Consider the following 15,676-nt stretch of genomic DNA (forward strand, 5'->3'; position numbering starts at 1 on the left):
AACCAAGTGTCAAGAAGTTTTTTCAAAAACTTTTTCGTTCTATTTACTTGAAATAGTTTGTATTGCTTTTGACGACGCTTATTATAATAGCACGGAATAAAATCATATGTCAACAATAAAAACGAACAAATTTAATTGTCCGTTTTTATGTGTTGTTTCTACATCCTTACTTTGTAGTATCTGTGCATGATTTCATTACTTTTTGTTTGTTGTTTTTCAATTAAAATATATCCTTTATCTATTAGAAACTCGATGAAAACCTCTAAATCTACAGAGTAGTTTTTAAGTTCTTCTTGCTCATGAATTTCTTGGATAGTCCAAAACTCTTTTAATCCTAATACTTCTACAATGTGCTGTGCTCCATCCTTTGTTCGGGAATGGATTAAGAAATCACTTGCTAGGAATAGAAGTTCTAACCTTTTTTCTAAAGCTTCCTCACTTGAGATTAACTCATCGTACAATTTATAAATAGAAGGATCTAATTGCTTTACTTGCTTCCATACCATCACCTCTGGATGCATACCATTTTCAAAAACAGCAAGGCGAGCCAAATGATGTAAAGAATCTACCATATGATTATAAGCATCCAAATAGTTATGTTGTTCAAAAAATAATTTACCTTCTAAGTATCTTCTTGTTAATTTAGCAAACTCAATACCCATACGAGCTTTTCTACCATTTATCGGGAACACGTATAACTCTTGCTTCAAACTTTCCACATATTCATTTCGATCAAATACCACACGACCATTGATCAACCAATCCACCATCTTCGGATTAGTCCCCAATAGTAGCCACTTTCTTAGCTGCTTCTCTGTTATTATATGTAGTGCAGTTTTTTTATCTCCATACGTGTAATGCTTTGTGAATACAGGTACAGATGAGTCTTTCGTTATGATAAATAAAATAGAATCAAACATATCAGTAATAGGGCTAAATTCTGCCCTTTTCTCTACTAAAATAATACCTAGCGTATTAGGTTCACTAGCTCTTTCTTGATAAATCGGTCTCAGTAATGCTTCCAAAATGAAGCCTCCTTTATTTCCTTCTTCTTATAAATTTTCGACAACTTTTCTAGATTTCCTTCTATAATTGTTTCTAAACATAACTTTATACTAAAATATGATATAGTGTATGTAGAAATTAGGAGGTTGAAAAATGAAACCCTATAAAAACAAAATAAATCGTATACGTTCCTTTGCACTCGGACTTATATTCTTTGGTTTTATCATAATGTATGGTGCAATATTCTTTAAAGATAATGGCATACTAGTTACCATCTTCGTGACACTAGGTTTACTATCTATTTTAGCAAGTACTGCAGTCTATGGATGGATAGGATTATTATCTACGAAAGCAGTACCAGTTGTATGTCCTAACTGCGGCAAACATACTAAAGTTTTAGGTAGAGTAGACATGTGCATGTACTGTAAAGAACCATTAACGCTAGACCCGAATCTTGAAGGAAAAGAATTTGATGAAGCATTGAATAAAAAAAGATAACTTAGCACTTTGCTTTTTGCAAAGTGTTTTTTATATGCTCTTATTAGTATAGAATAAACTTAATATAAAAGGAGGTCGATTATTTGTTAATCGTTTCTTTGATTGAGCGCTTAGCTATTATTGCGACAATCGCTTTTCTCTTAACGAGATTTAAGTTTTTCCGAAAGTTATTTGATTATCATACGCAAATGTCTACAAAACAGAGAATAGTTCTCACTTTAATATTCGGATTATTCGGAATCATAGGCACTTATACTGGAATTATTGTAAATCCATTTGAAAATACGGAAGATCGCTGGTCTAGAGCTTTAAATAATGAAGAGGCTATTGCTAATTCTCGCGTTCTCGGAGTGGTTGTTGGTGGTTTACTGGGGGGGTTCCGAATTGGTTTTGGAGCGGGAGTAATTGCTGGGGTGCATCGCTTCTTTCTCGGTGGTTTTACAGCGGTTGCATGTGGAGTTGCAACCATTCTCGCTGGTTTAATAGCAGGTCTAATCGGAACTAAGCTGCGTAAACAAACTCTCCTCTCGCCTTGGACTGCCCTAATAGTTGGTACAGCAACAGAAACTATTCAAATGATTGTCATTTTGTTAGTCGCCGATCCATACTCTCAAGCCGTTATTTTAGTAAAAGAAATAATGGTCCCTATGATTGTAACAAATGGCATTGGCTCTGCTCTTTTCATTCTTATAATAAGAAGTGTCTTAAAGGATGACGAAAGAACGGAGGCTAATGGCGCTCAAAAAGCTTTACAAATTGCTGAAACGACATTAGATCATCTTAGAGGAGGTTTAACTTTCCAGTCGGCTGAAAAAGTATGTGAGTTAATCTATTCCAAAACTGCATCTCTTGCAGTTTCTATGACAAATAAGGATACCATCTTGGCTCATGTCGGTATGGAAAGTAATCATCATAGCTCTGGAAGTCCTATTCAAACCGAATCAACGAGACAAGTTATACAATCAGGTCACATGCTATCTATAGGGAAAAATGAAATTTTATGTAATCATCCCAATTGTTCTTTGGGTGCTGCAATAATTGCCCCTATTAAGATTAAAAATAGAACAGTGGCTACATTAAAAATTTATGTACATAACGAGAATTTGCTGACTCCTTCCTTAATAGAGCTTGTCCAAGGATTAACAAGCATGTTCGGCCACCAATTAGAATTATCTGAACTAGATCAATTACAGGAACTTGCAAAAGAAGCTGAAATACGAGCATTACAGGCACAGGTTAATCCCCATTTCCTGTTCAATGCAATGAACACAATCGTTTCTCTAATACGCACCAATCCTGATCGTGCACGTAGCTTATTAATTTCACTTGCAAATTACATACGGCAGAACGTAGAAAGCTCAACAGCTGGTTTGGTTACACTAAAAGAAGAAGTCGAACTCATCAAGTCATATCTATTAATAGAAGAAGCAAGATTTGGTGATCGGATTCAAGTGAAATATTCCATTGATTCAAACACTCTCAGATACTCAATTCCACCGATGGCAATTCTTACTTTGGTACAGAACTCGTTTAAGCATGGACTACAAAAGATTAAAAAAGATGGTTTAATTCAAATCACTATTAGAGATGAACAGTATTACATCCATATTTCCGTAGTAGACAATGGCAAGGGGATGAATGAATCTAGAAGATCCACCCTCCTAAGTGATAAGGTAGAATCTGAAAATGGTACAGGAATTGGTCTCTATAACTTGCATCAAAGACTCAAAAAAATGATTCACCGCTCAGAAGGACTAACAATTAAAAGCAGTGATAACGGGACAGAGATTTACTTCTTTATCCCAAAAGATGACGAACAAGGGGTGAAAAGAACTTCATGACTTATAAAACAATTATTATTGATGATGAACGATTTAGCCGTGAAGAACTAGCTTTCTTACTTTCTACTTATAAAGAAATAGAAATAATTGCTGAAGCAGACTCTGCTGAAGGCGGACTACTCCTTGTGGCTAAATATGAACCAGATATTGTGTTTGTCGATATAGAAATGACTGGGATGAACGGTATAGAGTTTGCTAGGATTACGAAGCAAATGAAAAAACCTCCTATAATTATATTCGCAACAGCGTTTCCAAATTATGCACTTGATGCTTTTGAGACAAATGCATTTGACTATTTATTAAAACCATTTGAGGAAAAACGGTTAAAGGAGACGATGACTCGAATTCATTCAACTACAAAAACATCCGTATCCCCCTCTGTAATACTTAAACTCGCAGTACACGAAGATGACCGTATTATTTATATAGAACCTAGTTCTATCTTGTATATTTCGCGTAATGACCGAGAAACGGTTATTCGAACCGCCAAAAGAGAATTCACCTCCAAATATACATTAAAGGAGTTAGAGGAAAAACTAACAAATCACCACTTTTTCCGGACACATAAAAGCTTTTTAGTAAATGTTCATCAAATTGTGGAGGTTTCCACATGGAGTTCAAGTATCTATCATGTTCGTGTAAACGGAATTTCAGAACAAATTCCTTTAAGCAGAAATTATGTCAAGGAATTAAGGGAGCTGCTAGAAATGTAGGAACACAACATGTAAAGGTGATATTTATACATCTTAAACGGAAAATTTAACATCTCACACCTAAATTAACTATTACATGAGTTTTTAAAATAGACTGATAATTGTAAACACTAATTAGTTTAGGAGGAAGACAATGATTACTTTTTTAGTTTCCATCGTGTTGTTAATAGTAGCTTACTTCACGTACGGTAAATACGTAGAAAAGGTTTTTGGTGTGAAGGAAGAACGTAAAACACCTGCTTATACACTTGCCGATGGTGTCGATTACGTTCCAATGTCTAAAAACAAAAACTCACTTATCCAATTATTAAATATAGCTGGAGTTGGTCCTATCTTCGGTCCAATTATGGGTGCACTATACGGACCAATCGCTTTTCTCTGGATTGTTCTCGGTGCTATATTTGCAGGGGCAGTTCATGATTATTTAACAGGAATGATTTCCTTACGTAACAAAGGGGCACATTTACCCGATCTTGCTGGGAAGTTTTTAGGAAAAGCTTTCAAACATGTTGTAAACGTTTTCGCACTTTTACTATTAGTTTTAGTTGGTACAGTTTTCGTCTCTTCTCCAGCAGCACTTCTAGGCGACTTGACGAAAGGTTGGATGTCCGTCGGTGTTTGGATTATTATTATTTTCGCTTATTACATCTTAGCAACTATATTACCAGTTGATAAGATTATCGGACGTTTGTATCCAATCTTCGGAGCACTTCTACTAATCAGTGCTGTAGGTATCGGAGCAGCTTTATTGATTCAAGGATATACTATTCCAGAACTATCATTCCAAAATATGCATCCAGATAACTTACCTATTTTCCCATTGTTGTTCCTAACTATTTCTTGTGGAGCATTATCGGGATTCCATGCAACACAATCACCAATAATTTCTCGTACAACACAAGGAGAGTCTCAAGGACGTTATATTTTCTACGGAATGATGATTGCAGAAGCAATAATTGCTATGATTTGGGCAGCAGCTGCAATGTCAATTTTCAATGGTCAAGATTTAAATACATTACTAAATACAGTAGGTACTGCTGGTATTGTTAAAGAAGTATCTGTAACAACTCTTGGAGCTGTAGTTGGAACAATTGCTGTATTAGGAGTTGTTGTTCTGCCGATCACTTCCGGAGATACTGCCTTCCGCAGTGCCCGTATGATCATTGCAGATTATATCGGGATGGCACAGAAGAAAGTATCAAAACGTTTCGTTATAGCGATACCTATGTTTGTCATTTCGATTGCACTTACACAAGTAGATTTTACAATCCTATGGAGATACTTTTCTTGGGCTAACCAATCCACAGCAGCAATTGCACTTTGGGTTGGCGCAATGTACCTAGCACTCCAAAAGAAAAATTTCTGGATTGCAGCAATACCTGCAACTTTCATCACAATGGCGACATTTACGTATATCTTCAATGCGAAAATTGGGTTTAACTTATCGATGCAAACTTCTTATATTGCAGCTATAGTAGTAACCGTAATAATCATTATTGGATTCTTCTGGGGACTTAAACGTAAACTTGACGCAGCAGAAAGTGGATTCAAGCCTATTGTTTTAGATGACGGACTTGGAACGCAACCTGCAAAATAAGAACTATAAGGTTGGTCGTAGAAATCATGCGACCAACTTTTTTTATACCTATACAACTTTTTCTATAGTTCCCGATCACTTAACGAATACAGTAATCAATAAACTAATTGCAAAGAAGATATATGCAATCTGAATGGTTGTGTACATTGTAAATTCAAAGACTGAAAGTTTTCGTTGTTTTTTGGTCTTTACCAAATGCCGAAGATAGAAAGAAGAACTAATCATAAGTATAACTATTGAAACTGTTCGTAGGACTTCTGCGTAAAATATCAAGGATTATCAACTCCTTATTTTTCATTTGCCTACCAATTTACTTTTATACGTTCAACACATATAGAAGTTCCAATTAAAATTAAATTCCCATTTAAATTAATAAGATTTCATTTGTAGCCAATAACTAAAATAAACCGTTATCACATAAGAGTCTCTTCTTAATGCAGTGAAACCCCACTTTAGTTCAACGCAAAATATGTTGTACAATTCCAGTGCTTTGCACCGGCTTTTCTTTTGCCTTTCCAACCCATTTTTTGCAATTCCTTGGCGATTAACATATTAAAAAAACCATGACCAACTAAAACTACTGATTCATGTTCATTGGCATATTCAATTAATTTTTGTGAAGCCTTCTTTGCTCTCAATTTCGCCTTGCTAAAAGACTCGCATTCATTAGAATAGCCACTAAACCATAGTAGTCTTAAAATGACTGCCCAGTTATTTGGCTTTAATTTTACATTAAATAATATTGTTGGATTAGCGAGAGTAGGTAATTCTGTTTCGCGAAATAAAGGATCGGAAATTGTTTTTGTTTTTGGTTTTAATAAGCTTGCTGAGATAATAGACCTTTTTAAGTCACTTGTAACTACAACCTTTGCAGTTGCTACTTTTTCAATTGTCACTTTGGGATATGTTGTTTCTTCAAATACTCCGTTAAAGTCATATTTTTCAACCCACTTTTTAAACTCTGCAAAAATTATTTTGTCATTTTCAATCAATTGTGATTTACCATGTCTAATTAAAGAAATCTCCATAACGAACCCCTTAATAATCAGTGATTTCTATACTAATACCTTGATAACTTCTTGGAAAATAAAAAAGGGATAGGATTTCACTCCCCCTCAATCTATTGCAAACACATAGTGGAAGACCGAGTATGTCAATAAAAGTTTCGTCAGTACTAATTTACTTTAAGGTTAATTTGTTCTTCATATTCACCTGTAATAGTTCGCCAAGTAATTTCAATATTAGCATGGTTTAACGATATAATTGCTTCATCTTTAGTAGCCGGGGGATTATTCCCTCCGCTCATTCCAAAGGATATTGCTGTTTGTTCTTCTTGAGGCTCAACTTCACCAGTAAGTCCACCTTCATCAGTAACTACTGAATAAGTGACATATAGAAGTTCCTCATCACCTGTATATTCAATTCCTCCTCTATCTAAAAGATGAGTATCGGTTATTTCGTATATTAGATGTGCATTCCATAAATTTCCCTCACCAGTAGCTTTAATAGTTTCTTGATTTGAACAAGCTGCAAGTAAAATCATTGAAAATAGCAAAAGTAGTATTTTTCTCAACATAACTCCCCCTCAAATGCGGACTAATTTGTCCCTACGTAACAACTAATTCGACAGTTGTATAATAATACCTCTTATTGAACTAAACTGCTTTGTTCAACTTACTTGCTTCTATAGTTCAATAAGAAAAAAGGCTTTACCCAACCAAGAAGCAAAGCTCCAGTTAGTTGAATAAAACCTACTATCTAATTTTGCATTGATAAACCATTTTCAAAAATTCAAAAATATCTCCGTTTGTATCCTGCATATAAGTATCAACTTCTTCAAATCCAATTCTTCTATAAACTTTTATTGCCCTCTGATTGAAAGTTGCTACTGATAGCGTTATTTTTTGGGGCTTATATATTAATTCAGCAAAATCTATCCCTGCTTTTAAAAATCTCATTCCGTTTCCCTTACCAACTAGATTTGGTCTCAACCCTAACCCTATATCAATAGTATTTATAGCTACTTTAGTAAAGCTAAAGAAACCTATAATATCATTGTCTTTAGTAACAATGAAATTTGATTCACCTCGTTTTTGTGGGTCTAAGAACTCAACTAAATCTTCTTTATCTTCCACCATATCGTAAAAAGAGTATTCAGCATCATAGTGCCAATTAAATGCAATTTCTTCCGCTTGTTCCTGTGTCATAATTTCAAACTTATATCCCATAATTATCTCCCTAGTATCAATATTTCAATAAGAAAAAAGGCTTTACTCCTACTTGAAATAAAGCACCCGGTGGTTGAAAAAGAAATTTTATCACCATTTTTTACAGAATGATTAAAACTCTTCTTTTAATATAGAGTACATTTTTAAATCCCGATGTTTTCCTTTTACAAATATACCATTTCTAATTATTCCTTCAAAAGTCATTCCTGCTTTTTCCATTACTCGTGCTGAACCGATATTTTCTACATCACACCTTGCTTGAATACGAACTAAATCCATTTCCTCAAAACCGAATTTTATGATTTCCTTTGTTACTTCAGTAGTTATGCCTATTCCCCAATAGTTTTTAGAAATGACATAACCGATTTCAGCAATTTTATGATTTGGTTGCCACCACACAAAATCGATAGTCCCGATAAACTTTCCATTTTCCTTGTATTCAATTCCCCACGGTGAAACCTGCTTGTTTTCATATTTATTCAATACAAATTCAACAAATTTTGTTGTATCAGATATTGTTTCGTGGGTATTCCAAGTTACATACTTAGATACTTCTTCATCCGAACCATATAGATGCATATCTTCAATATCTTCTAAAGTGACTTTTCTAAGAATAAGACGTTCTGTTTCTAATATTGGTAAATCACCATATATTTTTTCTAAATTCATTGAATCCCCTCCCCTAAATACTAGCTAAGAATCAATACTTCTATAAAGAGGTTGCCAATTCCTTCTACTCTTATTAAACTAACTTTCTACTTTAGTTTAAGTGTAACATTTCAAATTGCACCTCCAAAATCTCTTTGACAATTGGACATAAAAATAGACCATCACTATATATTGGTCTGGGTTATGAGTAATACTATATCTAGTTATAACTTAATTTTGCTCAACTAACTTTTGTAATATGGCATCTAGTTTTACCATCATGTAGCAAAAAAGTTTAACCTTTTTTCTTAACAGAGCCAAATAAAAAAACCGAGCGTCTCAATCTAATCTACGCTCGGTATTGCTTATTGGACTTTAGTTGCATGTTCTTTACATGTTGGACAAACACCGTATATTTCCATTCGATGATAACTTACTTCAAAGCCAGTTAAATGAGAAGCTAAATGTTCTACTTCATCTAATCCTGGGTAATGAAAATCAACTATTTTGCCACAAGTATCACAAATCATATGATAATGATCGTTTGTAACAAAATCGAAACGACTAGAGGAATCCCCATAGGTTAACTCTTTTACAAGTCCTGCTTCTCTAAAAACACGTAAGTTATTATACACCGTTGCAACACTCATGCTAGGAAATTTACTTTCTAGTGCTTTATATATATCGTCCGCTGTGGGATGTGACATAGATTGGATAATAAATTCCAGTATCGCATGGCGTTGAGGCGTAATTCGTACACCAGTCGATTTTAATGTATCTAAAGCATCTCTTAAATGTACTTCCGTCATCGCAATGCACCTCTTTTCATATTCATTCTTTGATTATAATTGTTACAATAAGTATAATTAAAAAATGTATGAACTGTCAAACTTATTACATCCTTAGGAAAGAAATACATAGATTAGTAGCCTTTTTCCAAGTCGATCTCATTCTCAAGTGGCTTTTGATCCAACCAAGCGTTTAAATTCCTTGAAAAAATTTGCAATGCCCGCACCACATATTGAGAAGAATGACTAGAGACATGCGGAGAAACGATAACATTGTTCATACTCCAAAATGGGTGTCCCTCTGTAAGTGGTTCTTTCTCAAATACATCAAGAACAGCATATGCAATTTGTTCTTCTTTTAATGCACGTATTAGATATTCTTCATTCACCACATCTCCACGTCCAAAGTTCATAAAGATCGCTGTAGGTTTCATAGACTGTAAATGCTCGTATGTGATTAGCCTAACTGTTTGTGTCGTGCTCGGTAGAATTGAAATAACAATATCTGCTTTTGGCAAGACTTCATTTAATTTATCAAAGGTAACTACTTCTTCCATAAATGGAGCAGGGCGTCCACTGCTATTACATCCAATAGTATGTACCCCAAAAGCCATCAGTATTCGACCAACTTCCCCTCCTATAGCACCTGGGCCTAATATTATCGCAGTAGAACCTAATAATTCATTAGGGAATACTCGCTTAGACCACTCCCCGTTACGCTGATTTTCATTGATTAACGGCAGTGACTTTTTAATAGAAAGTATATGAGCTAAAATTGTTTCAGCCATAGGTGTTTTGTGAATTCCACGCACGTTAGTAACGACAATACCTTGATTTGCAATTTCCTGTAGCGGCATTTTTTCTAGTCCAGCTGAAGCAACCATTATCCATTTTAGCTGTTCAGCTTTTTCAAGATGACTTGCATATAAGTCCTCTCCATAAGTAACTAGAATTTGTGATGATTTTAATAATTCTTCATTTAGACCTTTTTGAAATACAAATTCTGCATTTGGAAACTTTTTTATTAATTCATCCTGTTGCTCCTGTTTTGGTAAAAAAGAAAACAATATTTTCATACTTATTGCCCTTCAGTCACTAATGATCTTAATGTAAGTAGTGCTTCCTCGACATGTCCATCGACTTTGACTTTATTCCATTCTTTTACGATCGTCCCTGTAGGATCGATTAAAAAAGTAGAACGTTCAATACCCATATATTCTTTTCCGAAATTCTTTTTCAACTTCCATACTCCATAAGCTTCGGAAACTTCATGCGTATCATCTACTAAAAGAGAAAATGGCAAGCCATGCTTATTTATAAATTTTGTATGAGCCTTTTCATCATCCGCACTAACTCCAAGAATAACTGCATTTAAATCAGTGAAACTCGTATATGCATTTTTAAAATCACATGCCTCTGTTGTGCAGCCTGGTGTAGCATCCTTTGGGTAAAAATATAAAACTACATACTTCTTTCCTGCAAAATCTTTTAATGAAACAATTTCTCCTTTTTCATTTTTCAACGAAAAGTTAGGTGCAATCAAGCCTTCTAGTTTTTCCATCATAATCCCTCCTATATATATCGTATCGAAGTTAGTCTCTATGTTCAATTTTCTTAGCATTTTTCCTTATAATTGTCTACAATTAAAGAGAACTTAAAGAAGAAATACACTAGACAATAATTGGATAGTAAAGGTATACTTTCTATCGGCAAACAAACTGAGCGGAGGCAATTAAATTGAAACAAACACAATCAGAAATGATACAAGTAGAGGCATTAGAACATATAGTTGGTGGTGTAAATAGTCCATCAAGATCATATAAAGCTGTAGGCGGTGGAGCACCAATCGTAATGGAAAGAGCAGAAGGTGCTTATTTTTATGACGTTGATGGCAACAAATACATCGATTATTTAGCTGCATACGGTCCTATAATTACTGGTCATGCACATCCTCATATTACGGAAGCCATCACAAAAGCTGCACAAACAGGTCTATTATATGGTACCCCAACTAAACATGAAGTAACCTTTGCCAAAATGTTAAAGGATGCTATTCCTTCTATGGATAAAGTTCGTTTTGTTAACTCGGGGACAGAGGCAGTTATGACAACAATTCGAGTTGCTCGTGCCTACACTGGTAGAACAAAAGTTATGAAATTTGCTGGTTGCTATCATGGACATTCCGATTTAGTACTAGTTGCGGCTGGCTCTGGCCCAGCGACACTTGGTACACCTGATTCTGCAGGGGTACCTCAGTCTATCGCAAAAGAAGTGATCACTATTCCATTCAACGATCCAAAAGCTTATGAGGAAGCAATGGAGAAATGGGGAGAGGAATTGGCGTGTATTTTAGTAGAACCAATCGTTGGCAACTTCGGTATGGTAGAGCCAAATGAAGGTTTCCTTCCTCTAGTTCATAAAATCGCAAAAAACAAAGGTGCATTAGTCATTTACGATGAAGTAATTACAGCATTCCGCTTCCATTACGGTGCGGCATCTACGATGTTAGAACAAACACCTGACTTAACAGCTTTAGGTAAAATAATTGGTGGAGGACTTCCGATTGGTGCTTACGGCGGCAAAAAAGAAATTATGGAACAGGTTGCACCACTAGGCCCTGCATACCAAGCGGGAACTATGGCAGGGAACCCAGCGTCAATGCAAGCAGGGATTGCTTGTTTAGAGGTTCTACAAACTCCGGGATTATATGATGAATTAGATAGACTAGGTGCAATTCTAGAGGCTGGTATTCTAGAAGCTGCCAAGAAAAATAATGTAACCATTACTATTAATCGGATTAAAGGAGCCCTATCCGTTTACTTCACAGATGTAAGGGTAGAAAATTATGTGCAAGCAGAAGCAAGTGACGGTGAAATGTTTGCGAAATTCTTTAAGCTAATGCTAAATCAAGGCATTAACTTAGCACCTTCTAAATATGAGGCTTGGTTTATAACAACTGCCCATACTGAAAGAGATATTCACGAAACACTCAAGGCAGTTAATAATGCCTTTGCCGAACTCTAATAATCAGGTACACTGTTTTTACGAAAGGATAGGATTCAATGAAATTAGGAGCACGAATATTTAAAACTGGGGTAGCAATTGTGTTCTCTTTATTCTTAGCCGAATTACTTCAGCTTCCTACTCCTGTTTTTGCAGGAATAGCAGCCATTTTCGCCATTCAACCTTCTATTTATAGGTCCTATTTAACAGTAACCGAGCAAATTCAAGGGAATTTAATAGGGGCTGTCATTGCGGTCGTTTTCACCTTGGTTTTTGGAAATGATTATATTGCTGTTGGATTCGCAGCAATAGTTGCGATAACACTAATGCTTAAGTTAAAGCTAGAGAAAACTATCTCACTCGCTTTAGTAACTGTTATAGCGATTATGGAAATACAGGGAGACGACTTTTTAGTATTTGCATTGTTACGATTTGCAGCAATGCTTGTTGGAGTTATCTCCGCATTTATTGTGAATTTGGTATTTTTGCCACCTAAGTTTGAAAAGAAACTTTTCAATGCCATTCACTTTACGCAGGATGAAATAATCCGTTGGCTACGAATAGCTGTTAGACAGGCGTCAGATCATCAATCAACCAAACAAACAATTCATCAATTAAAGGAAAGACTTGTTAGAGTCGATCAATTATACTCTTTCTTTAAAGAAGAACGTGGGTATACAAAAAAAGCAAATCACACTAAGGGTAGAAAATTAGTTGTTTACCGCGAGTTAATATCCACTTCTTATAAAAGCTTAGACGTACTCAAAAAATTACATCACCATGAGCATGAATTAACTGATCTACCAGAACATTTTCGGATGATGATAAAGGAAAGATTGGATACTCTTTTAACCTATCATGAACAGCTTCATTTAAAATTCATTGGTAAATTAAGACCGGAGCATATTGAGGAGAACGACTCGGAGGCATTTTTACAAAGACAAGAGGTAATGGATATTTTCGTCAAGCAAATTACCATTACGCAAATGGAAGAAGAGTTTTCCTCCTACCACCTCTTACATTTACTATCAGCTATTTTAAAATATGAAGAACAATTAGAACATGTGGATAAACTGATCACATCATATCAAAACTTTCATAGTGAAGAACTAACTGTTCAGATTGAAGAAACACCTTATTAAGAAATGACAAGCATCCATTTAGTACAAAACCTGTTTTATCGTCTCCGAAAGACTTTAGACAGATTTTTGGCTATATTTTTACTAATTGATTTTTAAGAGAGGCTGGTCGTGACTAACGTCACAACTTGCCTCTCTTTTCACGTAATCTTATAAGTCTTGCCTGTCCAGTTAACAAAATTTTATAGTTTTTTTAATAAAACATGCCACTTAGCAAATATACTAAGTGGCATCATTTTAATTTTTCATCTTAGGATCTAGTGCATCTCGGAGTCCATCACCCATCAAGTTAAATCCTACTACTGTTAACATTATTGCCAGTCCTGGGAAAATCATTGTCCACGGAGCATTTCTTAAATACATACGAGCATCCGCAAGCATTTTTCCCCATTCAGGAGCTGGTGCCTGAGCACCCAGCCCTAAGAACCCTAATGCTGCTGCTTCAATAATGGCCGATGCAATTGCAAGTGTACCTGCAACAATAACCGGTGCCATTGAATTAGGTAAAATATGAGAAAATAAAATTCGAATATCTCTCATCCCAATAGCTTTAGCAGATGTTATGTACTCCTCTTCTTTTATACTTAGAACCTTCGAACGTATTAGTCGACCAAAGTTAGGGATATTAATAATCGCAATAGCGATCAATGCATTTTGTAAAGATGGCCCTAAAACAGATACTACTGCAATTGCTAATAGTATACTTGGAAAAGCTAGCATAATATCAAAAATTCTCGAAATAACCATATCTATCCATTTCCCATAGTAACCTGCAACAATACCTAAAATACTTCCGACTACTACAGAACCAATAACCGAGAAAAATCCTACTACTAAAGAAATTCTAGCTCCATGAATAATCCGAGAAAATATATCCCGACCAAAATCATCCGTACCGAACCAGTACTGACCAGATGGTGGTTTTAAGCGATCAGTTAAAAGCTGCTCATTAATACCTTGTGGTGCAAGCCAAGGACCAACAAATGCTAAAAATACGAAGAATAAGACAATCCCTGCTCCTGCAAGTGCTCCTTTATTTTTACGGAAACTTCGCCATGCATCTCGCCAAGGACCGGTCGACGTTTCTTTAGGTGCTATTACTTGATCATTTGTCGAATTCGGAACCATTTCGGACATATCTATTCCTCCTTTTAATCATATTTGATCCTCGGATCTACTAACCCATACAAAATATCTACGAATAAATTAATCATTACAAATATAAAAGCGACAACCAGTATACCAGACTGAATAACAGGATAATCACGGAACGAAATAGCTTCGTATATATACCGTCCGATTCCCGGCCAGCCAAATATAGTCTCTGTTAAAATAGCGCCTCCAAGTAAGAGTCCAGTTTGCAGACCAATTACAGTTAATACCGGTATGATTGCATTTTTTAATGCATGTTTATATACAACAAAAAACATTTTCTGACCTTTTGCTCTAGCAGTACGAACATAATCTGCTCTCATTACTTCCAGCATACTCGATCTAGTCATACGTGCAATAATTGCCATTGGAATTGTAGCTAATGCAATACCTGGTAGCACTAGATGCTTTAATACAGTACCAAGTTGATCGAATCTTCCCTGTATAATTGTATCGACAATATACAAGCTAGTGATGGAATTAATGGGATCCCGTACCTCTTCTCGACCAGTCGTTGGAAGCCATTGCAATTCAACACCAAAAATCCATTGTTCCATCAAACCTAACCAGAAGATTGGCATGGATACACCAATTAGCGCTAAAATCATTGCCATATAATCAAACCAGGAATTTTGGAACCAAGCAGATATAATACCTGCATTCACTCCAATAATTACGGCTATAATAATCGCAAAGAAAGCTAGCTCCATTGTTCCAGCTAAATATGGCCAAATCTCTTCAGCAACCGGTTGAACCGTTCGCATAGATTCACCTAAATCACCTTTTAAGAGACCAATTAAGTAGTTAAAGTATTGTGTATACCAAGGCTCATTTAAGCCTAGTTTAATCTCCAATGCTTCTATCGCTTCTTTAGATGCTAATTGTCCTAAAATTACTTGAGCTGGATTACCAGGAATTGCTCGTATGATCATGAATACAACAAATGTCATACCAAGTAATACGGGTATCAATTGTAGTAAACGTTTACCGATATAGTGAAGCATTTTCTTCACCTCTCTAATTTAAAATAAAGAAAGGGGAGAAATCACGAAGACCTCCCCCCT

General features: G+C 35.4%; 16 protein-coding genes. 6 read left to right on the forward strand and 10 right to left on the reverse strand.

The window, feature by feature from the left end; all coding sequences use genetic code 11:
- Nucleotides 1-158: 158 nt before the first annotated feature.
- Nucleotides 159-1,025, reverse strand: coding sequence for a nucleotidyltransferase-like protein (locus MKY60_RS15720; protein WP_090568552.1), 867 nt, complete (start codon nt 1,023-1,025; stop codon nt 159-161).
- A gap of 133 nt (nt 1,026-1,158) precedes the next feature.
- On the opposite strand from MKY60_RS15720, the gene MKY60_RS15725 reads away from it, so the two are divergent.
- The 4 genes from MKY60_RS15725 (at nt 1,159) to MKY60_RS15740 (ending at nt 5,654) form a co-directional block, all read left to right on the forward strand.
- Complete coding sequence (locus MKY60_RS15725) at nt 1,159-1,503, forward strand: YgzB family protein (RefSeq protein WP_093495050.1); 345 nt, start codon at nt 1,159-1,161, stop codon at nt 1,501-1,503.
- An 83-nt stretch (nt 1,504-1,586) separates the two neighbouring features.
- Nucleotides 1,587-3,344, forward strand: coding sequence for a LytS/YhcK type 5TM receptor domain-containing protein (locus MKY60_RS15730; protein ID WP_093495051.1), 1,758 nt, complete (start codon nt 1,587-1,589; stop codon nt 3,342-3,344).
- Nucleotides 3,341-4,057: a LytR/AlgR family response regulator transcription factor gene (locus MKY60_RS15735; RefSeq protein WP_090568543.1), complete on the forward strand. Its 717-nt coding sequence runs from the start codon at nt 3,341-3,343 to the stop codon at nt 4,055-4,057. Before MKY60_RS15730 ends, MKY60_RS15735 begins: the two co-directional genes overlap by 4 nt.
- A gap of 133 nt (nt 4,058-4,190) precedes the next feature.
- On the forward strand, nt 4,191-5,654 hold the full coding sequence (locus tag MKY60_RS15740) for a carbon starvation CstA family protein (protein ID WP_340930501.1): 1,464 nt from the start codon (nt 4,191-4,193) through the stop codon (nt 5,652-5,654).
- A gap of 452 nt (nt 5,655-6,106) precedes the next feature.
- On the opposite strand, the gene MKY60_RS15745 is transcribed toward MKY60_RS15740, so the two are convergent.
- The 7 genes from MKY60_RS15745 to bcp form a co-directional block, all read right to left on the reverse strand.
- Nucleotides 6,107-6,682: a histidine phosphatase family protein gene (locus MKY60_RS15745; RefSeq protein WP_340930502.1), complete on the reverse strand. Its 576-nt coding sequence runs from the start codon at nt 6,680-6,682 to the stop codon at nt 6,107-6,109.
- A gap of 146 nt (nt 6,683-6,828) precedes the next feature.
- On the reverse strand, nt 6,829-7,230 hold the full coding sequence (locus MKY60_RS15750) for a hypothetical protein (RefSeq protein ID WP_340930503.1): 402 nt from the start codon (nt 7,228-7,230) through the stop codon (nt 6,829-6,831).
- Nucleotides 7,231-7,408: 178 nt separating this feature from the next.
- A complete protein-coding gene (locus MKY60_RS15755; protein ID WP_340930504.1) occupies nt 7,409-7,882 on the reverse strand; it encodes a GNAT family N-acetyltransferase in 474 nt (157 codons plus the stop codon).
- 111 nt (nt 7,883-7,993) lie between these two features.
- Nucleotides 7,994-8,551, reverse strand: a complete 558-nt coding sequence (locus MKY60_RS15760; protein ID WP_340930505.1) for a GNAT family N-acetyltransferase — start codon at nt 8,549-8,551, stop codon at nt 7,994-7,996.
- A gap of 344 nt (nt 8,552-8,895) precedes the next feature.
- On the reverse strand, nt 8,896-9,339 hold the full coding sequence (perR, locus tag MKY60_RS15765; protein WP_139176021.1) for a peroxide-responsive transcriptional repressor PerR: 444 nt from the start codon (nt 9,337-9,339) through the stop codon (nt 8,896-8,898).
- A gap of 113 nt (nt 9,340-9,452) precedes the next feature.
- Nucleotides 9,453-10,394, reverse strand: a complete 942-nt coding sequence (locus MKY60_RS15770; RefSeq protein WP_340930506.1) for a D-2-hydroxyacid dehydrogenase — start codon at nt 10,392-10,394, stop codon at nt 9,453-9,455.
- Between the two features lie 2 nt (nt 10,395-10,396).
- Nucleotides 10,397-10,879, reverse strand: a complete 483-nt coding sequence (bcp, locus tag MKY60_RS15775; protein WP_090568515.1) for a thioredoxin-dependent thiol peroxidase — start codon at nt 10,877-10,879, stop codon at nt 10,397-10,399.
- A gap of 176 nt (nt 10,880-11,055) precedes the next feature.
- Here bcp and MKY60_RS15780 point away from each other — a divergent pair, with 176 nt between their 5' ends.
- The gene (locus MKY60_RS15780; RefSeq protein ID WP_093495061.1) at nt 11,056-12,342 is read left to right on the forward strand and encodes a glutamate-1-semialdehyde 2,1-aminomutase; all 1,287 of its coding nucleotides are present in this window, start codon (nt 11,056-11,058) and stop codon (nt 12,340-12,342) included.
- 38 nt (nt 12,343-12,380) lie between these two features.
- Entirely contained in the window at nt 12,381-13,463 is a 1,083-nt protein-coding gene (locus tag MKY60_RS15785; RefSeq protein WP_090568508.1) for an FUSC family protein, read from the forward strand.
- A 234-nt stretch (nt 13,464-13,697) separates the two neighbouring features.
- Here the strand turns inward: MKY60_RS15785 and nikC are convergent, their stop codons facing one another.
- Nucleotides 13,698-14,597, reverse strand: coding sequence for a nickel transporter permease (gene nikC / locus MKY60_RS15790; RefSeq protein WP_340930508.1), 900 nt, complete (start codon nt 14,595-14,597; stop codon nt 13,698-13,700).
- A gap of 14 nt (nt 14,598-14,611) precedes the next feature.
- On the reverse strand, nt 14,612-15,616 hold the full coding sequence (locus tag MKY60_RS15795) for an ABC transporter permease (RefSeq protein WP_340930509.1): 1,005 nt from the start codon (nt 15,614-15,616) through the stop codon (nt 14,612-14,614).
- Between the last annotated feature and the right edge of the window lie 60 nt (nt 15,617-15,676).

This window comes from Psychrobacillus sp. FSL K6-1415 (assembly GCF_038003185.1).
Taxonomy (GTDB): domain Bacteria; phylum Bacillota; class Bacilli; order Bacillales_A; family Planococcaceae; genus Psychrobacillus; species Psychrobacillus psychrodurans.